Source organism: Pseudomonas azotoformans (genome assembly GCF_001579805.1).
Lineage (GTDB): Bacteria > Pseudomonadota > Gammaproteobacteria > Pseudomonadales > Pseudomonadaceae > Aquipseudomonas > Aquipseudomonas azotoformans_A.
In genome coordinates this window covers 3,670,527-3,690,418 of the sequence record NZ_CP014546.1, presented here as the reverse complement: position 1 = coordinate 3,690,418, position 19,892 = coordinate 3,670,527, and the positions used below count along the sequence as shown (strand labels likewise).

Below are 19,892 nucleotides of genomic sequence, written 5' to 3'. Positions count from 1 at the left end.
GGGCACGGCGAACATTCCCTCCAGCGTTTCTCCCCTGTTTGGCTATAAATACTGTGCACGGTGCACAGCGCCCGCCGTGCGCACATCACTGCCGCCGGTTTGGCACGCGCGGTGCAATAGGCCTGCGTCACTCACTCAGGGAGCAAGCACATGACGCAGCAAGAACCGGGCAACGATTACCCCCTCAGCGAAGTCCCGATGCATGCGCGCAAAGGCCTGGCGTCTACCGCCATGGTGCTGCTGGGCTTTACCTTTTTTACCGCGACCATGTTTGCTGGCGGCAAACTGGGTGTGGCGTTCAGCTTCACCGACATGCTTGGCGTCGTAGCCTTGGGTAACCTGCTGCTGGGTATCTACGCCGCAGGCCTGGGTTACATTGCCTTCAAGAGCGGGCTGAATTCGGTGTTGATGGGGCGCTTCTGCTTTGGCGAAGTGGGCAGCAAGCTCAGTGACTTGATCCTCGGTTTCACCCAGATCGGCTGGTACGCCTGGGGCACCGCCACGGCCGCCGTGGTGCTGGGCAAGTATTTCGAGCTGGGCCAGGGCAGCGTCCTTGCGTTGATGGTGCTGTTCGGCCTGGTGTTCTGCGCCACGGCCTACATTGGCTATCGCGGGCTGGAGATCCTGTCCTACATCGCGGTGCCGGCGATGGGTATCCTGCTGTTTCTGTCGATGTGGGTGGCCACGGTCAAAGTCGGCGGGCTGGATGGGTTGCTGGCGGTGGTGCCGACTGGCGAACTGGACTTGTCCACGGCGATCACCCTGGTGTTCGGCACCTTTGTCAGCGGCGCGACCCAGGCCACCAACTGGACGCGTTTTTCGCGTTCCGCCAAGGTGGCCGTGCTGGCCAGCCTGATCGGTTTCTTTATCGGCAACGGTTTGATGGTGCTGATCGGCGCCTACGGTGCCATCGTCTATCAGCAACCGGATGTGGTCGAAGTATTGCTGCTGCAAGGCTTCGCCATGGCGGCGATGGCCATGTTGCTGCTCAACATCTGGAGCACCCAGGACAACACCATCTACAACTTCGCGGTGGCCGGCTGCAACCTGCTGCGCACCAAACGCCGCAAGACCGTGACCCTGGCCGGCGCGGTGATCGGCACGCTGCTGGCGTTGCTTGGCATGTACGACATGCTGGTGCCGTACTTGATTCTACTGGGCACGGTGATTCCGCCGATTGGCGGGGTGATCATGGCGGACTTCTTCTATCGCTATCGCGGCCACTACCCACGCCTGGCGGATGCGCGACTGCCGGCATTCAACTGGCCAGGGTTGGTGGCCTATGGGGTGGGCACGGTGCTGGCGTTCAACTCACCTTGGGTCGCACCGTTGGTGGGTATCGTGGCCGCGTCGTTGACCTACATCGTGCTCACCGCCGTACTGCGCGTGCGTGCGCCCTTGGCTGACGCCCAGGCATGAGCCTGACCCTCGCCGATGTGCTGGCCTTGCCGGGCCTGGAGTCCATGCACCTGCGTGCCGGCGCCGCTGGCCTGGATAATCGCGTGCGTTGGCCCTATGTGGCGGAAAACAGCGGGATCGCCGAGTGGGTGTTGGGAGGTGAGTTGGTGTTCGTCACCGGGATCAATCACCCACGCGACGAAACCAACCTGCTGCAACTGCTGGAGGAAGCCTGCGAACGTCAGGTGGCCGGACTGGTGATTCTGACGGGGCCCGCTTATATCCAGGCGATTCCGCAGCGTTTGCTCGACGCCGCCGAAGCTGCCGGCATGCCGCTGATCGAACAGCCCTATTCGTTGAAAATGGTGCTGGTGACCCAAGCCATTGGCTCGGCGCTGATCCAGTCCGAGCAGTTGGGACGCTCGCGGCACGATGTGCTGGAGCGCTTGCTGACCGGCGATTACCAATCCCTGGATCTTTTGTTGCACCGGGCCACGCAGTTGGGCATGCCGTTAGCTGAGCATTTGCAGGTGGTTCAACTGCAACTGGAAGGCAGTGAGTTGCTGTTTGCCCAGGGTGATGCAGCCTCTGTGGAGGCGCAACTGGCCCGCCAACATGACGGCATCAGCCGCCGCTTGCGTCAACTCTCGATAGGTTTACCGGTACTGGGGCGAGCCGGGCAATGGACGATGCTGCTCCCGGCTCCGGATGCTGTCGCAGCGTTGGCTAACCGCCAGCAATTGGCCAACTGGCTCAACCCATTGAACCTGCGCCTGGCACCGCTCAAATTGTTTATCGGCCTGAGCGCCGCCGCTCACCCACCGGCACGCCTGGCCCAGGGGCAGGATGAGGCCCGCCAGGCGCTGGCGGCTGCACGACGCTTCAGCGAACGCGCCGGGTTATGCGTGTACGACGAACTGGGCGTACTCAAATTGCTCAGCGGCGTGCGTGATCGCGCCCTGCTCGACCAATTCCTGAATGAACGCCTGGGTCCATTGCTGCGCCACGACCTGCACCACGGCCCCAGCCTGATGCCCACCCTGGAAGCCTGGTTCCATGAGAATGGTAACCTTGTGGCCGCCGCCCAGCGGCTGGCCGTGCACCGCAACACCCTGACACACCGCGTCCAGCGCATCGAAGCCCTGTGCGGGCTGACGCTGGATAATGCTTATGATCGCCTGGACATCGGTATAGCGCTGATGATCTGGCGACTGTCCGCCTGATTGTTTTTAGCCAAGAGGAACTTGCCCATGCACATCATCAACGCCCGCCTGCGCAACCGTGAAGGCCTGCATGATCTGCACCTGGAACATGGCCGGATCGCCAGTATCACGTTGCAATCGGGGTCACCGATTGCGGCGGCCGACGACCTGGACGCCGCCGGTAACCTGGTGACTCCACCCTTTGTCGAACCGCATATCCATCTCGACGCCACCCTGACCGCTGGCGAACCGCGCTGGAACATGAGCGGCACCCTGTTCGAAGGCATCGAGTGCTGGGGCGAACGCAAAGCCACCATCACCCAGGAAGACACCAAGACCCGCGCCAAGAAGACGATCCAGGCCCTCGCCGCCCACGGGATCCAGCATGTGCGCACCCACGTTGACGTCACCGACCCGGACCTCACCGCGCTCAAGGCCATGCTGCAAGTGCGTGAAGAAAGCACGCACCTGATCGACCTGCAGATCGTCGCATTCCCCCAGGAAGGCATCGAGTCCTATCGCAACGGCCGCGAACTGATGGAAGAAGCCATCCGCCTGGGCGCCGACGTGATCGGTGGCATCCCCCACTTTGAATACACCCGCGACCAGGGCGTGAGTTCGGTGAAGTTCCTGATGGACCTGGCCGAACGTACCGGCTGCCTGGTGGACGTGCATTGCGACGAAACCGACGACCCGCACTCGCGCTTTCTCGAAGTGCTGGCCGAAGAAGCCCGCAGCCGCGACATGGGGGCCCGCGTCACCGCCAGCCACACCACCGCCATGGGCTCCTACGACAACGCCTACTGCGCCAAACTCTTCCGTCTGCTGGGGCACTCGGGGATCAGCTTCGTCTCTTGCCCCACCGAGAGCATTCACCTGCAAGGCCGCTTCGACAGCTTCCCGAAACGCCGTGGTGTCACCCGGGTCAATGAACTATTGGAAGCCGGCATGAACGTGTGTTTCGGCCAGGACTCCATCGTCGATCCCTGGTATCCCCTGGGCAACGGCAACATCCTGCGGGTATTGGAAGCCGGTTTGCACATCTGCCACATGCTCGGCTACCGCAACCTGCAAAGCGCCTTGGACCTGGTGACCGACAACAGCGCCAAGGCCATGGCCCTGGGTGAGCGTTACGGCCTGGAGCCCGGGCGGCCAGCCAACCTGTTGATACTCTCGGCGGACAGCGACTATGAGGTCATTCGCAGCCAGGGCTTGCCGCTGTACTCGATCCGCAACGGCAAGGTGTTGATGAAGCGTCAGCCGGCGCAGGTGGAGTTTGTGTAAACGCCAGGCTCAGACGATCGAGTCGATATCCAGCGTTTGCGCCCTCCCCCATTCGTGATGCAACGCGGGAGGAATGCGGGCGACTTGCGACAGTTCACGGTTTTCACGGTGGCTGAACCAGCGCTTGAGGCTGGGTTGCAAGTGGGCGCTATGGGCCTGGCTGCCGTAGACATCACGGGCTTCCAGGCGTCGCCAACGTAGGGTCGCAAGGCGCTCACGGCTGGTGTGCAAGCGGTCGATCTCGCTGTTCAAGGCATCATGATGTTCATAGCCCCGATCGTTGGCGGGCCTGAGACGGGCCAGCTCCCGACGCTTGTTGCGCAGTTGCTCGCGCATGGTTTCAAGTGCCAGGTCGAGCAACTCGAACTCTCTTGGCGTGACCAGCGGGCCGTTGCTTTCCTGGGTTTGTTGCCAGCGACGGAGCGTCGCCCAGGCCGCCGGGATGTAGCTGGCAGTCATGAAGTGCTGGTTGGCCTGGAACAGCTGTTTCAGCAGGTTATCCCGCTCGGGCATATCGCCATGGAGTTGCAAGGCTCGGTTGCAACCCGCCTCCTGGATGGACTCACAACCGGGCTTCCACAACACCGAAGACTGTATGCCGTCTGGCAGCATAATCGGCATGAAGTGGTGTTGTTCGCCGTGGTGTTGGTAAGGGTTTCCACCAAGGCGAACCAAACCGGCGGCGAACAACAGGCCGCCCGGCGCGGGGGCGCTGAACAGGGTGATGGCGCCTGGGATCCAGAGTTTGGCGGTGGTGTTCATCCACGGGGCCGGCACGCTGGGGACGGGGTCGTTGTGATTGACGATGCGATGGTGGACCAGGGTTGAGGCGCCCTCGGTAAATTCGGAGTCGGCGGCACGGGGGGCGCCGTAGGTGTAGAGGAGGATGTTGTAGTTGCCCTCAGGTGCTCGGCGTAACCCTTCCGCCAGGAGCAAGGCGATTGCGCCGCCCAGGCTGTGGCCGCAGATGATAATTCGTTGGCCTGTGTGGAATTGGTCGAGGTAGCTCAGCACGAAATTGCGCATTGCGCGGTACGCTTGGTAGAAACCTTCATGTGCCTTGCCGACACCTTCCACAAAAGCTACCTGATGGGCGTTTGCATCGCGCATCCCATCTGCGGCGCTGGCGGTGCCACGCACCGCGATCAGGATTACGTCATCGTGATGGGTGATAAACGCCTGGGTATCCGTATCAAATTTGTCATCATCGAAAAAATGCAGGTTCGCCGGATGTTCCTGTTTCTCCCCCAGCTCGGGTTGGTTTTGTGGATACAGCTCTGGATCGAAGGGCAGGATCTCAAATCGCTGGGAGTAAGGGACCTCTTCGTAAAGGGGGTAAAAACGCTGCACTTGTTCTGCATCAAAACGCCAAGCCTCGTGGAAACCCGAAAGCTGTTCGGCAAATAGATGACCGACGCTGGGATCAAGGGGGAAACGAACTTGGTCCTGGGGTTTTTTAGGTGGCTCTTGGCCGAAGTTGCAATAACTCAAGGTGGCCATCAATGCCAACTGATAAAGGTTCAAAGCGCAGAAACCGTCTTCGATTGAAAGCATCGGACGGAAGGCTCGCAGTGGCCGGACCTCCAAAGCAGCGTGGTTGTTGGGAAACAACACGATTCCTGCCAAGTTTGATTCGGGCGGTCCAAACCCCAAGTCGCCCATCATTTTTAATGCATGCCGCTGGGGTTGATGACTCCGAGGCGCAATCGGTGGCAAGTGGGCGACATGGCGGACTAAATCACGCACTTCGACCTGATAGAACCGGTTGGCCTTTTGCTGAGCAGGATTACTTTCGAGGCGCCGCCCATCAGAGGCGGCAAACCGCGTCTGCTCAGCCCGAGCCTGAAGCTCGGTAATAGGGAGCTTGTAGGTGGAGCGCTCCATCAGCCATTGATATGGCTGCTCTGCGCCGGAATACAGGTCATCAAAAACAAGTACCACGGGCCCACAATATATATCCTGCAGCTTGGCAAACCCGTCTCCATTGAGCCTGCCCTTGTATTGCTGCCCTGCACTATCGTAGACCGTATAAGGCAGGCCACCGTATGCCGTTCCCACGCCCACTTCATCGACGAGGCAAAAGCTCACCCAATGCCCGCGCAATGCACAGGCCGGCTTGCTATCACTGAAAAAAGACTGCTTCCTTGCATCCAGCTTCATGGCCTTGCTCCTTGTCATTTACACGATGGATAGACATCACAAACGCGACCATCCGGCATTTTTATAGGTTTAAAGTCGGAGGTGTTGCCGTTACAAAACGCATAAGGGTCCTCAAAGCTTTTACCTCTACAACGCTTCCAGCCGCCTGGAACGACTACCCAGTTATCACCAACAGCCGGTTCTTCCCGATCAGTGACTGTCAACACCAACCTGAGCGTTTTCCCCGCTAACTGATCACGCTGAGCGGCCCCCCCTGCCACGGACTTCTGCAACTCTCCCATTGCACTCATCGAGCGACATTGCAGGAGTTTCCTGATCGCATGAAACGGCCCCACCGTCCTGAACCGCCAATGACATTGCCCAACCAATTCCTGGACACCCGACTCAGGCATTCCAGATTGATCATCTCCGCGATCTCGAATGGCGATACCTGCACGATCTCCACCTACGTCCGTATCACGCTTTCCCCACTTCGCATAAAACTCAAACTCCAGACTTCGCAGTACCGAAGGGCAGCCCTCGATTTTTTCACTCAGCGGCAACTCATAACTCACCCGACTTGCCAGAGGTTGGTAGTCGGTAAAAAAGACTTTTCGCTCAGGCCTCTTTCCTCGGCGTCGCGGCAAAGTGCAGATTTCACCCGTAGCGGGCAAATAATTTGCGGCAGTTTTGAGCTCAAACTCCGCCGGCAGATCCACCTCCAGCGTAAAGCTATCAACCGGCTTGCCCGCACACCCTGTCAGCCCCAGCATCCCCACCACACCCCATACAACTAGGCTTCCTTTATTCATCCTTTCCTTCCATTGTTCGCCACTGCTCCACCACCCGCTCAAAGTGATCCGCCGGTGCTTCCCCAACCAACGGTTGCCACCGAATGACACTGCTTCGGGTGGCCTCCTCCAACCGTCGTACCACCAGAAACTCCAATCGCTCCGGCCCCCGCCATTGCCAGGCACGTGCCTGCTCCAGCACCTGGCTCAGCCAGATTTTCGGGTCCTGGAATTCCACCAATGCGACCAGGTCTTCGCTGTGTTCGGCCAACAGATAACGCAGGATATTGGCGTGCAGGATCGCTTCGGCGTTTGGGTTGGGTGTGTTCAGCCAAGGGACCGGATCAGGCAGCGGATACTCGCCGGGAGCAGGGTTATCAGCCATTCGCCAGCGGTCTTCGTACCAGTAACACAGGCTGATCAAGGGGCCGAGGAATACCGGCCAGTGCTCAGGACATAGATAGTCCAGCGCACGCGCCAGGGTACGGTTGTCGTGAAAGCGGTACAGTGATTGCTCGCCCTCCGGCCCCGTCAGCAAACGGTCGCGCCAGTGCCGGGTCACGCTTGTCAGGTCCTCGCCTGGCAAGCTGCCCAGCCAACCCCAGTGACCCTCGGGCTGTTGCAAGAGGTCGCGTAATGCAGGCTCGCTCATCTGCTTCAGCAGTAGGATGACGGGACCTTCCATCATGAGTTCCGCCAGCACAGTCTCACCATAGAAGCTGCGGTAGTCCGACAAGCTGCGCACCGCCAGCAGCGGTTCGCGCGCAGCGCTCTGCCCGTCGAGGATCAAACACAGGTGCCGCCCTGCCTGCTGTTGTTGGGCCATCCATTGGCCTGGCATGTCCTGCATCAGGCAGCCCTCCCCGGCAGATCACAGAGGCCTTCACGGCAGCGTTCGCACACTGGGCAGTAGTCCGCCCCCAGTTGTCGGGCCAGGTTCATGGTCGAGCCTTGTACCTTGGAGACCTCTGGCGCACCGGCCATTCTCAAGGCGCTCGCCAACGGGGTCGCAGACGGTAAACCGCCAAGGGCTATTGGACGACTGCTGAAAATGCCACCGGCCTGGATGACCAGATGCTCTCCACCTGCCTTGAGGCTCAGTTGCGCACCGGCATCGATCACCAGGCTGGCACCGGACTTGAGGTGAAGTTGCTGCCCAGCCTCGATGACCAGGGTCTGCGCCACCTGGGTCCGACTATCGCCTTGTACATCAAGGTAGTCGTTGGCCTTGAGCACCACTTTGCGGTCGCCGGTGACGTGGCGATGCTCTTCGCTTTCCAAGTGAGCCGTGCTCAAGCCATGGATGACTTCTCGCCGCTCCCCCACAACCTCCAGCCGACTGTCATGGCCGACCCTTTGCTCCAGGTCTCGCTGTGCACGCAGGTAGACAAGCTCCTCGCCACGGCGGTCTTCCAGGTACACCTCGTTGGCGCCTTCCCCCCCAAGGGAACTGCGGCTGCGCAAAACGCTACGGGTATTGTATTGCGGCAAGGGATAGGACGGCCGGTGCAACGCATTCGGCAGGCAGCCGTTGATCAACGGGCGGTCGGGATCCCCGTCCAGGAAGGTCACCAACACCTCCATGCCCACACGCGGGATCATCGTTGCGCCAAACCCGTCACCGGCCCACCCGGACGCCACCCGCACCCAGCAACTGCTTTTATCATCCGCCTTGTCCCGGCGGTCCCAGTGAAAGCGCACCTTCACCCGGCCATAAGCGTCGCAATGCACGTCCTCACCGGCCGGACCGGTCACGGTTGCAGTCTGGCTGCCATTGATGGTCGGCTTGGGATGCCTGAGAGACGGCCGATGCACGGCCTGCCAAGGTGTTGCGGTAAAGCGATTGCGATATCCGTGGAACGCGTCGGTTGCCGGTGTTGCTTCCTCCAGCACCTGGGGTTGATAACCCTCATGACGCACCGACGTGATCAGCCACAGGTCGTTGCAGGTTGGATCGGGATGATCTCGTATCTCAAGGAAGTGCCCACTGCGCAGCACTGGCTGATCACTCTTGCCCAATGCCCGATGCCGGTCGCGCTGGTGACGCTCCAGGCCCCGCCGCGCCAATTGCTTGCCACGGGCATGACCGGTGAATCCTGCCGGGTACTGATAGTCCTCAAGCGGGAGTGTCGACGCGACACCCGCGCTGTCGTGCAGGTGCAAGGAAGGATGTTCGAAGTCGTAATCACGGCGCACCGTCTTTTGGCTGCGGGTGGCCAAGCGCACGTTGAATCGCTGGATAACCCTTGTCTCGACTTGGGGTCCGCCGGGAGCGCTATAGCGTTGCCCGGGTAAACGCCCAAACACCGTCTGGTCATCACCAAATACCAGCAGATGATTGTCTAGGCTGTGACGAAAATGGTAGTGAATGCCCTCCTCTTCACAGAGCCGCTGGATGAAGTGCAGGTCGCTTTCTGCGTACTGCACGCAGAACGTACGCGCCGGATAAACCACCGGGCCAAGTTCAAACACGTAGGCATCCGCCAGGATGCCATGCTGCTCAAGGACCTGCGCAATGATCTGCGGCACACTGCGTTGCTGGAAAATCCTCTGGTCATGCCGATGTGCAAGACAGGCCAGCCGGGGCGCCAGGGTCAGGTGATAACGCGTGATGCGCCGACCTGGGTCGTCCCGCCCGATAGCGTAAACCTGCCCATGCAAGCCTTCGTTCGCTTCACCAAGATCCAGGTAGGCGGGCTGGTGGAGTAGCGCCTCCAGATCAAGGGAAGGGTTTTCGCTGACCACCTGTATATGGATGAAAAAGGGTTGATCGAGGACTTCATTACCTTTGAATGCCAGGACTTGCAAGGCAGTGTTTATATGTGGAAGAACCAAATTGAAACGTGACGAAACAAACGCGTTAACCATCCGTGGGCACCCGCCGTTAATGAATGAAAACCCTGAGATACTTCCCCTTGCTGGACATCGAATCAGTCAGCAAGAGCAAACGCTTGAATATCTCAAAGCTTAGCCATTCCGGGCAAAAATCGGCCATTCCAAAATAAAACAGAAGTTTCGTACGACGAAGTTAGAAGTGTCTTTTACAAGATAATAAAACAAACCCATGTAACACTGTTTATGAACAAGAAACGCCCTACACCGCAATTCATCAACATGACTAACCGATAAAGAAACAGCCGACACCGAATCACAGCATCAGCCGTTAAACAACTTCACGGTTGCGGCTCTGCGGCCCCGAACAGACTGACGTTCAGTACCGTCTCGCCCTCAGTGTGCAAGCGAACCGGCGCAATGCCACCAGGCATCACCACTGCTACCTCGCCACTCTCGACCCAGCCCGCCCGCCACGCCGCACAAGCCACCGCACTGGCGCTGGTTCCGGAAGACGCGGTGGGTCCCTCTCCTCGCTCGAAGACCCGCGCGATGACTCGATTGCCGGGCTGGCGTGCCGCCCATTGCAAGTTGACGCCTGCCGCACAAGGCCGACCACCACCCGCCGGGGGCGCAAACGCAATGTTCTTCAAGGGCTCGAACAGGGCTGGCTGCTGCATCTGTGCGTTATCCGGCAATGCAGATACCCGCTCGACCAGCGTCACACAATGGGGGTTGCCCACCCGCACGAATTGGCTGGTTGCCCACTGAGGGTTGATCGCCGCCAACTCGCTCACATGGCCCCGTTCAGTGTCATTCACATCCGCCTGCGCCCCCACTGCCGCAGCCCCGAAAGCGGGTGCTCCCAACTCAAGCCAGAACCCTGAAACCTGTTCACGGACTGCCGGTTCAACCCAAGTCGACACAGGTGAGACCGCGTCCGATTTGTCGTGGTGCACCCGCAACTCACAGGCCCCACTCATCAGGGCCTGGTCGGTGAGTGCCTGGGCGAAAATCGTCAGGCCGTTGCCACTACGCTCGGCCAGGGAACCGTCGGTGTTGACGATCAGCAGGTCAAATGGCGGCTCGGCCTGGAACGGCCCGACCAGCAAGCCATCACAGCGATGGGCCTTGGCACCGGCCGGACTTGGCATTGAGCCCCACTCGCATTCGGACGCGATGGCCGACGAGGTCCAGTCGTTGCGAGTGTACGCGGCCTGTGCAGCGTTCTCGGGCACATCAATGCCCATGTTTCTCAATGAGGTCGGGCTGACCACACCGTAGATGTTGCCGCGGGCGTCGTAGAAAAGGGTCATGCCGCTGTGCGCCTGAAGTTCTTCATCGGTGGGTCCTTGTCGTTGCCTGAATATTGAGACAACAGCGTATTACAGAAGCGACCTACAGCGGGAGGCGGCCTGGAAGGTGGTAATCCACCGCAAGAACCCAGGGGTTCAAAAGCCCCCACAGGGATTACGCACCTTCCAGACCGTCTCCTACGCACTCGATACTGCTTGTGTGGCGACGAACCGTCGTGACGTTCCAGATGTGTAAAAATAAAATTCATGACCATCGCCATCTCAAGGGAACGCGGCTCGCGCCCCATGGCCTGATGTGCAAGGATGTCACGCCGGACATCGTTCGTAGAACGCAAAACCAAGGATTTTTCATGACTGCCATCCCCACCTCAGCGCCCGTGGTTCCCGGGCGGCTGGAGCAAATGTCGACCCGTATCGCTTTCTTCATTGCCGGCTTCGGCATCGCAGCCTGGGCGCCGCTGGTGCCCTATGCCAAGGCCCGTGCCGATTTGAGCGAAGGCACTCTTGGCCTGCTGCTGTTGTGCCTGGGCGTCGGTTCGATCATCGCCATGCCTGCCGCCGGTGCGTTGGCCTCACGTTTTGGCTGCCGACGCGTGCTCAGCGCCGGGACGATCATGATCTGCCTGGCATTGCCGATGCTGGCGACGGTCAGTTCTATTCCGTTATTGATGGCAGGGTTGTTTCTGTTTGGCGCCGGCCTGGGAACGGTAGATTCCACAGTCAACCTACAGGCGGTGATCGTCGAGCGGGCCAGCGGCAAGACCATGATGTCAGGCTTTCACGGGCTGTTCAGCCTGGGTGGGATTGTCGGTGCAGCGGGCGTTTCAGCGTTACTGGGACTAGGACTTTCGCCACTGCAAGCGACCCTGGTGGTGATCGTCATCACGCTGGCGGCACTGCTCAAGGCCGCGCCGCACCTGCTGCCCTACGGCAGCGAGAGTTCGGGCCCGGCGTTTGCCGTGCCCCACGGCGTGGTGCTGTTCATCGGTTGCCTGTGTTTTATCGTGTTCCTGGCCGAAGGTGCGGTACTCGACTGGAGCGCGGTGTTCCTCAGTGCCGAACGCGGCTTGGACGAAGCCTATGCGGGACTGGGTTACGCGGCCTTTGCCTTGACCATGACTGCGGGTCGATTGACCGGAGATGCCATCGTGCGTCGGCTGGGCGCTACCCGGGTGATTGTGGCCGGCGGCGCGCTGGCGGCCGCCGGCACATTCCTCGCCACCTTGTCACCGGCCTGGGAAATGGCCCTGCTGGGTTATGCATTGATAGGCGCCGGTTGCTCCAACATCGTGCCGGTGCTCTATACCGCTGTCGGCAAGCAGAAGGTCATGCCAGAACATATCGCCGTGCCGGCCATCACCACCCTGGGCTATGCGGGGATATTGGCTGGACCGGCCGTGATCGGGTTCATCGCCCATGGCAGCAGCCTGGCGACCGCGTTCCTGTTGATCGGTGTGCTGCTGGCGGCGGTGGCAATCAGCGGAAAGATACTGCGCGTATGAACACCAAGCGGCATGAGCAGATTGTGTCCTTCAAGCGGCTCATGCGGGCTTGCGTAGACTACTTCCCCTTCTCTTCTTTGTCGTTTTCAAGCCAGCGATCAATGCTGTAGTTCTTCAGCCAGCCATCGTCATTCAGGCTTCCGAAAGGGCTGTAACCATTGGCTTTGTAACTGTCCAGAGAGGCCATCAAACCCGGCCTCTCCATCAGGTTCTTGGCCAGGTACACCTGTTGCTCGCTGTACTTTTTCAAAGGAAACCCGGTGCGCACATCCCGCAGAGGTTCACCGTTGTTGCCTATTTGATTGGGGTCCTTGGCGATTTCAATAATCGTGTCTTTATTCACGTACCGATGTCTTTGTGTACCGAAAAAGAACGTGCGGTCTTCCGATTTGTCCCGCCAGTCATCAAACATGCCCTTGAACGCCTGGACAACCTGAGCATCGGTTTTCGCATGGAACGGGTCCGCGCTCTGCGTATTGGGGTTGGTATTGCCAATCTGCGAGTCGCCAGCCTTAGTCAAGCTGTCATGCGTGATTTCACCACCCCTCGCGGTGATCGCATCGTTCAATCGAGGACGGTTGAGTATCTCTCGCACCAACATGATGGTGCGCTCAGATACTTTGCTACTGCTGGGTTCTTCTTTGGCGATTTCCTGCAATGAACCTTGGGTCAGTCGGCCATCCTTCTTGAAAGCGTCCAGCAATGACAGGTTGTTTTTCAAGTCGGTCGCCAGCAGATGGTCGTCCGAGCTGACGAAGGGGTTGCCAACTTTCGTCATGCCTCCATACAGGTTCTGGCCGTCGAAGTGCCGGTCGGCGCCGTTCGCGAAACGGGGGTTGATTGGCTGCGTGGCCGGCAGCGGCCTACCCAGTGCACGGGCATCGACCTCAAAGCGAGACTGACCACTCCCCGTTGGCTCAGGTGTGTTGGACCCAGCTGCTTGCGTATAGCTCAGATTATTGACACTACCAATCATGACTCACCTCCACCCTATCTAGATTTCGTAGCCTGGGCCTTGATTGCCTGATCCTCGAAAGGGCCTCGAAATCAAGATGGCACAAGCAGCGATTGAGTGGTCCTGAGAAAACAACGGTTCCGAAGAAGGTCGTCCAAAACACTGGATATACCCCTCGGAATCTTAAGCGCTTGTAACCATCTGCCCTGCCGTGCATCCATGCTCTGGAAAATCCTGCTGTGTGACACGGTGAAAACTAGCGCCGGGACACCTTACTCCAAAGGTTCGCTAACATTGAAAACACAGGGTTGGGCGCCGACTGCTCCGTAAACAAACGAGAACCTTTGTCAAAATCCTCGGCGGTGGGCGCCTTGAAGCTGAACCTGGGTGAGGATGTGAGGTTCAGCTCTTGAGGTTTTCTTGAGTTTTGCGCCTCATGCGATAGTGCAGTCACGGTTGATGCGGTATACGGAGAGTGACGGGAATCAAATGATGTCGAGTTCATGGTCCAGACCTAATCCGGTAGATGAAGGCCCCCATCGGCATTCAATGGCCGGTGGATATTGTCTTTGTGGTAGATCTTCGCAAACAGTTCCGCATGCTTAGGGTGTAACTGGCTGCGCCAAATGTTTGCCTCCCCTGCCGCGTCATGCGCAGCAGGGGGCCCAGGCCCTAACCAAGCAATGTGTACAACTCCTGGCGAGAAATCTTGCCATCGCGTTGCCAGCTGTAAATGTTGTCCATCGCTGACCTCAGATCGGAACGCGTCATGACCTCCCGCGAAAGCTGGGTGAGATGGTCGTTGTACGGATTGCCGGTCAACGGTTGAATCGCACGCGCATTAAGATCCCTGAGTTTTATCGTGCTGCTGAAGTATCCCCCCTTCAACGCATTGAAATTATTCAGCACGTCTTGGACGATTTGCTTGTCGTCACTCAGTTTCAGCGGATTGTCCGAACGAACGAAGCTGGTGATATCGCCCTTGGTCAGACGGCCATCCACTGCACCGGTACTGCCATTGCGATCAAGGGATTGCAGCAACCCTGGACGCTTCAGCACTTCGTTCGCCAATCGAATATTCGGGTCCTTGTAAGGGTTGTCGGTCAATGGTTGATTAGCTGTTTGCTGCAGGCTCTGTTGCGTGACGTAACGCGAGGGCCAGCGCCCCTTGAACGCGTCATAATTATTCAAGATGCCCTGCGCCAGTTGTTCGTTGCTCTGTTTCGAGTAATAAGAGTCCGGCAACGTCGGCGTCGGACGCGGCGGCGGGCCAGGATTCGGACGCAGGTTTCCGGGCAACGGCCGCGGCGGCGGGCCACCGAATATCGGTCCGGCTTGATTGGACTGCGCAGTGAAATTGACGCCTACCGTGACCTGGACATTTGACCCGGTGACAGACCGCTCGGCAGCGGGTTTTGCATCTCCAAGGGAGGCGTTATCGAGGGAAGGAGCAACGCTCTGATTGTATGCTGATACCGACATTCCAGTTCTCCAGTTCGGTCTATTCAGGTGCCTGGCCTTGAGTCGTCAAGGAAACCAGCGAAGGCAGGCATATCCTGTGTGGCCGAACGGTGGGAACCGGTTCCTGAGACCGCTGAAAGTATCCAGAATCGAAGTAGGAAGAACATCTGATCGAGTGAGAGACAAGCCACTCTATCGGCAGGCAGTGCCGCTCTCCCTAAGCAGGAAGAGCGGCAATATTTCAATCAGAACCCGACACTGGCCTGTACGAAGAACGTACGAGGCTCGCCCAGGTACAGCCCGGCATTGTTGTCGCTGGAACGGGTGTAGTGCTGCTGGTCGAACACGTTTTTCACGCCCACGCCCAACTTCAGGTTGGACAACTGTTCGCCAAAGTCATAACCACTACGCACGTTGACCGAGACATAACCGGGGATATCACCGTACTGACCGTCAGCCGTGCCCTGGGTGACGTAGGTGCTGGTCGTGCCTGGCGCACGCTGGCCCGACTGAGCGTACACATCCAGGTTGTGGGTCCAACGGTTGACGTCATAGCGCAGGCCCAAGGTGGCCACTTCACGGGAGTACAGCGGCAGGTCACGGCCCTTGAACGGTACGTCGCCTTCCGAGGTGGCCTTGGTGTAGGTGAAGCCGGCATTGGCGGTCAGGCCGTCCAGGCGCGGGTCCAGGTTCGACAGGTCATAGTGGGCGGACGCTTCGATGCCGGTGTGCTTGGTCGCACCGAGGTTGGTCCAGCCCACATCGTTGCTGACGTATTGCAGCTCATCCGAGAAGTCGATGTAGAAGAACGTCAGCTCGCCGCCCCACACATTGTCGTTGTAGCGCGTACCCACCTCGTAGGTCTTGGCCTTTTCGGGGTTCAGACCATTCGCGGTCTGGTCGCCGGTGCCGCCCTGGCCCAGTTGGAAATATTGCAGGCTGCCAAACGACGTCTCGTAGTTGGCGAACAGTTTCCAGGCGTCGGAGACGTGGTACATCACGCTCAGGGCCGGCAGTGGTTCGTTGTTGTGGACTTCGCGGCGTTTTTCCTGGGTACGCGTGCCGTTCAAGGCAACCACCGGGCGATCGTGCCATTCAGTACGGATGTCTTCGAAGCGGATGCCCGGCGTGATGGTCCACTTGCCGATATCGACCTTGTTATCGATATAGAACGCGTTGGCCTCGGTGCCCCCGGTGCGGTCCTGGTAGACGTGACCGTCGCTCTGCCCACCCGGCGTCGGCACATTGTTGACCAGGTTCAGGCTGGTGGCCTGCTCATGCATGCCTTCCTTGAGGTAGCGATAGCCCAGGCTGACTTCCTGGGTGCTCGGGCCTACGTCGAACACATGGGACACCCGTGGCTCGATGCCAAAGGTGTAGTAGGTACGCGGATAGGAGCCGATCGTCTTGAGGTCGCGGTTGGCGATGTTGCTGCCGCGGAAGCTGTCGGAATAGTAAGTCAGCACTTCGGCCTGGGTGCGGTCGTCGATCTGGCGGATGTACTTGAAGGACACGTCCTTGCGGCGTCCGCTGAAATTGTCCCAGTCACGCACCGATTGGTACGGGTTGGCATCGAACTGCTTCTGGGTCAGGCCGCCGGGCATGTCGGCGCTGGCGTCGTAGTAGTGGAAGTTCAGCGAGAAGTCGTCTTGATCGGTCGGCGCCCAATGGGTCTTGAAGATCACGTCGTCGATGTCGTTGGAATTGTTGCTGTTGCGGTAACCGTTGCCATTGACCCCGGAGTACAGCAAAGCGGCGCCGATGCCATTGTCGGCGGTGCCGCCGATAAAGGCGTTGTCCACGTGCTTCCAGCCGCCGTGGGCGGAGGTTTGCAGGGTGGTGCCGACTTCCCCGGAGAATTTCTCGGGGATGGCACGGGTCACGAAGTTGATCACGCCGCCGACGTTTTGTGGCCCATAACGCACGGAACCGGCACCGCGCACCACGTCGATACTCTCCAGGTTGCCGGCGGAAATCGGCGCCATCGACAGTTGCGGCTGGCCATAAGGCGCAAACGCAGCCGGCACGCCGTCGATCAGCACGGTAGAACGTGGCGACAGGCGCGACGTCAGGCCACGTACGCCGACGTTGAGGGAAATATCACTGCCGCCAGTGCCGTTGGATTCCTGCACCTGCACGCCAGGCACGCGACGCAGTACGTCGCCGACGTTCATTGCGCCTTGCTCCACCATGGCTTCGCGACGGATCACCGTGCGTGCGCCGGGATGGTTCTGCACCACTTCAGCGTTGGCATCGCCAAGCCAGTCGCCGACCACCTTGATATCGGTGGCGCCCAGTTCCAGGGGCGAGCCGGCTTCACCGGTGCCGCTGTTCAACGGGCGCAGGGTCACGGAACCGGCGTCGATCTGGTAGTCCAGGCCGCTGCCTTGCAGCAATTGGCGCAGGGCTTGTTCGGGGGAAAGGTTGCCGTCTACCGCCGGTGCCCGCTTGCCCGCGACCAACTCGGGGCTGAAGAACACTTGCAGGGAAGTCTGCTGGCCCAATTGGCTCAGCGCCGCGCCCAAGGGCTGGGCCTGGATGTGAATGGCGTCGGCGGCGTAGGCCGTAGGCAGCGCGGCACTGACCGCAAGCGCCAGGGCCAGCGGCGCCCAGCGGGAGATTTTATTGTTGTTAACGGCAAGTTTTTTCACGTCGAACCTAGTCCTGTGATCGCAAGAGTATGCGGCTGTTAATGCAAACCAGTTGCAGTTGCAGGAGAAGACGAAGAACTCGAAAAAAACCTGAATGTCAGCGTGAAATTATTTCCTGGCTGCCGTCCGGCAAGGTGCGCAAGGCCACCGGCAGGATATGCGGCAAGGCCTTGAGCAAGGCGTCGGTGTCATTGGCCTTGAACACGCTGGTCAGGCGCAGGTTGCCCACCGCGGGCGTACTGACCCGCAGCGGTTGCTCGCGATAGCGCGAAACCTCCCGCGCCACTTCGCCCAGCGAAGCGTTGTTGAAGACCAGCTTGCCCGTGCGCCAGGCGGTCAATTCTTCAGTGTTCACAGCGTAGGCCGCTGCCACCGATCCTTTGTTGTCGACGTGGGTCCCCAGGCCTGCCGTCAACGTGACCACCTTGTCCGGTGAATGACCTTGCACTTTCACAGTGCCGGCCTCGACCATCACGCGAGTCTGGTCGTCATCACGACGCACATCAAAGCGCGTGCCGGTCACCGTCACCTGCCCTGCCCCGGCGGCCACAACGAACGGCCGGCTGGTGTCATGCTCGACGCTGAACATTGCCTCGCCCTGCTTGAGTTCCACGCCGCGCCGGCCCTTTTCATAATGCACCGCAACCACGCTGCGGCTGTTGAGGTCCATCACCGAACCGTCGGGCAAGGCCACCTGGCGATGTTCACCCAAGCGCGTGCTGAACTCGGCACTGTAGGGTTTTGGATGATCGAGCCCGCTGAACAGGCCCAAGCCCAACGCGACGGCGACCACACTGGCGGCCACCGCGTAACGCAACACGCCGCGGCGCTTGGGCCGTTCCACCGGGGCCTCGCATAACGCCTGCAAGCGGGCCTTGGGCAGCAAGTCGGTGGCACTCCACAGGCCTTGTAGCACATCAAATTCGTATTGATGATCGGGATGCTCGTTGCGCCACGCATCAAAGCGCTGGCGCTCGGCAGCGCTCAACTCGGCGTCTTGCAGGCGCACAAACCATTGCGCGGCTTCGTCTCGGGCACGGTTATCCATCATGGAAGATCCTGTTTCAAAGCGGGCATTCATGGCGCCATCGCGTCCAGGCGGTCGCGCAGATGCCGCAGGGTGCGGATCATATACTTTTCCACCATGTTTTTAGACAGCCCCAGGCGTTCGGCGATTTCCTGCTGGGTGAGCCCCTCGATTTTCTGCCAGATAAAAATCTTGCGACAGTTGAGCGGCAGCTCGGCCAAGGCCCGCTCGATGGAGTCCGCCAACTGGATCGCGTGCATGAAATGCTCCGGGTCGCCGCTGTGGGGCGAGCGCTGATCAAAGGCTTCCAGCGTGATGGCTTCACGCCGGTCTTCGCGTCGATAGGCATCCACTGCGATATTGCGCGCGGTCTGATGCAGGTAGGCGCGCGGTTGCTCCACCTGATCGGATTTCGACTCCAGCACCCGCACAAAGGTGTCATGCGCCAGGTCTTCGGCCTGCTGACGGTTTCTCAGGCGACGCGTCCAGGTTCCGATCAACTCTTCGTAATGTTCGAAAAAGCCTGTTCTGCGGGGCGGCTGAGGGATCATCGCGGGTGCACTGGGGAGGCGGGGCGTGAATAGTAATGCTTCCTATTAAGTGGAGCAATTGCTACCCGTCGCGCACCTGGAAACTAATGCGTGCTGCCCACCTGCTTGAGACGGCTGAGTTTTTCGCGGCTACCACACACGCTCATCTGGCACCATTTGCGCTGCTTGTTCTTGGAGATGTCGAAGAACACCCAATCGCAGTCAGCGGCGCCGCAAATGCGCAATGCGTGCAGATCACCGGACACCAGTAACTGCGTGGCCTCGATGGCCAAGCGCCCGAGCACCATAGCCGTCAGCTCCTGCGCCGTGGTGCAGGGCTTCCACGCCCAGGCAGGTTTGCCCTCCACGGAACGCAGCACCCGCCAGGCAACGCCTTGCTGGAACACCTGGTTGATTTGCTGCAAAGCCTCATCGGGCGCGGCACCCTGTAACGACAACGGATAGAACACCGCGTACAGGCATTCCCTGAACGCAATGATCGCGTCCAGGTCCGGCTGGTAAGCCATGGAGGAGGCAAACACCATCGGTTTGTAGTCGTCAAACTCTCGGGCCGAGATCAACGACGCATGCAATGCCCATTCGAAGAAGAACTGAAAGCTGGTGAGCCGCTCCTCTACGACCTTGAGCGAAGTGCCCGGGCGACGGCCGTTGGTGGTATTGATAAAGTCCAATACCCGGGCCCCACCAATCAGACGGATCGATTTTGCAGTGCCCGTAAAATGTGTCATGCCTGCTCCTGAAAAAACGCGTTCTCCCTGCGATGGCGCAGATTACCCTGTTTTC

At 59.6% G+C, this 19,892-nt stretch carries 15 protein-coding genes; 4 read left to right on the top strand and 11 right to left on the bottom strand.

The window, feature by feature from the left end:
* The first annotated feature begins 150 nt into the window (after nucleotides 1–150).
* The 3 genes from codB to codA are packed head-to-tail and all read left to right on the top strand — an operon-like array spanning nucleotide 151 to nucleotide 3,884.
* Nucleotides 151–1,419: a cytosine permease gene (codB, locus tag AYR47_RS17255; protein WP_033899730.1), complete on the top strand. Its 1,269-nt coding sequence runs from the start codon at nucleotides 151–153 to the stop codon at nucleotides 1,417–1,419.
* Entirely contained in the window at nucleotides 1,416–2,621 is a 1,206-nt protein-coding gene (locus AYR47_RS17250; RefSeq protein ID WP_061436064.1) for a PucR family transcriptional regulator, read from the top strand. Before codB ends, AYR47_RS17250 begins: the two co-directional genes overlap by 4 nt.
* A 27-nt stretch (nucleotides 2,622–2,648) precedes the next feature.
* Nucleotides 2,649–3,884 (top strand): cytosine deaminase, encoded by a 1,236-nt coding sequence (gene codA / locus AYR47_RS17245; protein WP_033899727.1) that lies wholly within the window; start codon nucleotides 2,649–2,651, stop codon nucleotides 3,882–3,884.
* A 9-nt stretch (nucleotides 3,885–3,893) separates the two neighbouring features.
* Here the strand turns inward: codA and AYR47_RS17240 are convergent, their stop codons facing one another.
* The 5 genes from AYR47_RS17240 to AYR47_RS17220 form a co-directional block, all read right to left on the bottom strand.
* Nucleotides 3,894–6,044 carry a lipase family protein gene (locus AYR47_RS17240; protein ID WP_061436062.1) on the bottom strand — a complete coding sequence of 717 codons (2,151 nt, stop codon included), beginning with the start codon at nucleotides 6,042–6,044 and terminating at the stop codon, nucleotides 3,894–3,896.
* 14 nt (nucleotides 6,045–6,058) lie between these two features.
* On the bottom strand, nucleotides 6,059–6,835 hold the full coding sequence (locus AYR47_RS17235) for a hypothetical protein (protein ID WP_061436061.1): 777 nt from the start codon (nucleotides 6,833–6,835) through the stop codon (nucleotides 6,059–6,061).
* Nucleotides 6,828–7,664, bottom strand: a complete 837-nt coding sequence (locus AYR47_RS17230) for a DUF4123 domain-containing protein (RefSeq protein WP_061436059.1) — start codon at nucleotides 7,662–7,664, stop codon at nucleotides 6,828–6,830. The genes AYR47_RS17235 and AYR47_RS17230 overlap by 8 nt, the downstream gene beginning before the upstream one ends.
* Nucleotides 7,664–9,682 (bottom strand): type VI secretion system tip protein TssI/VgrG, encoded by a 2,019-nt coding sequence (gene tssI / locus AYR47_RS17225; protein WP_033899721.1) that lies wholly within the window; start codon nucleotides 9,680–9,682, stop codon nucleotides 7,664–7,666. The genes AYR47_RS17230 and tssI overlap by 1 nt, the downstream gene beginning before the upstream one ends.
* A 305-nt stretch (nucleotides 9,683–9,987) precedes the next feature.
* The gene (locus tag AYR47_RS17220) at nucleotides 9,988–10,962 is read right to left on the bottom strand and encodes a DeoR family transcriptional regulator (protein WP_033899720.1); all 975 of its coding nucleotides are present in this window, start codon (nucleotides 10,960–10,962) and stop codon (nucleotides 9,988–9,990) included.
* 350 nt (nucleotides 10,963–11,312) lie between these two features.
* Here AYR47_RS17220 and AYR47_RS17215 point away from each other — a divergent pair, with 350 nt between their 5' ends.
* Nucleotides 11,313–12,464 carry an MFS transporter gene (locus AYR47_RS17215; RefSeq protein ID WP_061436057.1) on the top strand — a complete coding sequence of 384 codons (1,152 nt, stop codon included), beginning with the start codon at nucleotides 11,313–11,315 and terminating at the stop codon, nucleotides 12,462–12,464.
* Between the two features lie 58 nt (nucleotides 12,465–12,522).
* On the opposite strand, the gene AYR47_RS17210 is transcribed toward AYR47_RS17215, so the two are convergent.
* The 6 genes from AYR47_RS17210 to AYR47_RS17185 all read right to left on the bottom strand — a co-directional run bounded on the left by AYR47_RS17210 (nucleotide 12,523) and on the right by AYR47_RS17185 (nucleotide 19,837).
* On the bottom strand, nucleotides 12,523–13,440 hold the full coding sequence (locus AYR47_RS17210) for a hypothetical protein (protein ID WP_237142477.1): 918 nt from the start codon (nucleotides 13,438–13,440) through the stop codon (nucleotides 12,523–12,525).
* A gap of 651 nt (nucleotides 13,441–14,091) precedes the next feature.
* Nucleotides 14,092–14,901, bottom strand: coding sequence for a hypothetical protein (locus tag AYR47_RS17205; protein WP_237142476.1), 810 nt, complete (start codon nucleotides 14,899–14,901; stop codon nucleotides 14,092–14,094).
* A 224-nt stretch (nucleotides 14,902–15,125) separates the two neighbouring features.
* Nucleotides 15,126–17,531 carry a TonB-dependent siderophore receptor gene (locus AYR47_RS17200; protein ID WP_061436055.1) on the bottom strand — a complete coding sequence of 802 codons (2,406 nt, stop codon included), beginning with the start codon at nucleotides 17,529–17,531 and terminating at the stop codon, nucleotides 15,126–15,128.
* A 97-nt stretch (nucleotides 17,532–17,628) separates the two neighbouring features.
* On the bottom strand, nucleotides 17,629–18,582 hold the full coding sequence (locus AYR47_RS17195) for a FecR family protein (RefSeq protein ID WP_061436053.1): 954 nt from the start codon (nucleotides 18,580–18,582) through the stop codon (nucleotides 17,629–17,631).
* 26 nt (nucleotides 18,583–18,608) lie between these two features.
* A complete protein-coding gene (locus tag AYR47_RS17190; protein WP_033899716.1) occupies nucleotides 18,609–19,109 on the bottom strand; it encodes a sigma-70 family RNA polymerase sigma factor in 501 nt (166 codons plus the stop codon).
* Nucleotides 19,110–19,192: 83 nt separating this feature from the next.
* Nucleotides 19,193–19,837, bottom strand: coding sequence for a CGNR zinc finger domain-containing protein (locus AYR47_RS17185; RefSeq protein ID WP_033899715.1), 645 nt, complete (start codon nucleotides 19,835–19,837; stop codon nucleotides 19,193–19,195).
* Nucleotides 19,838–19,892: the final 55 nt, after the last annotated feature.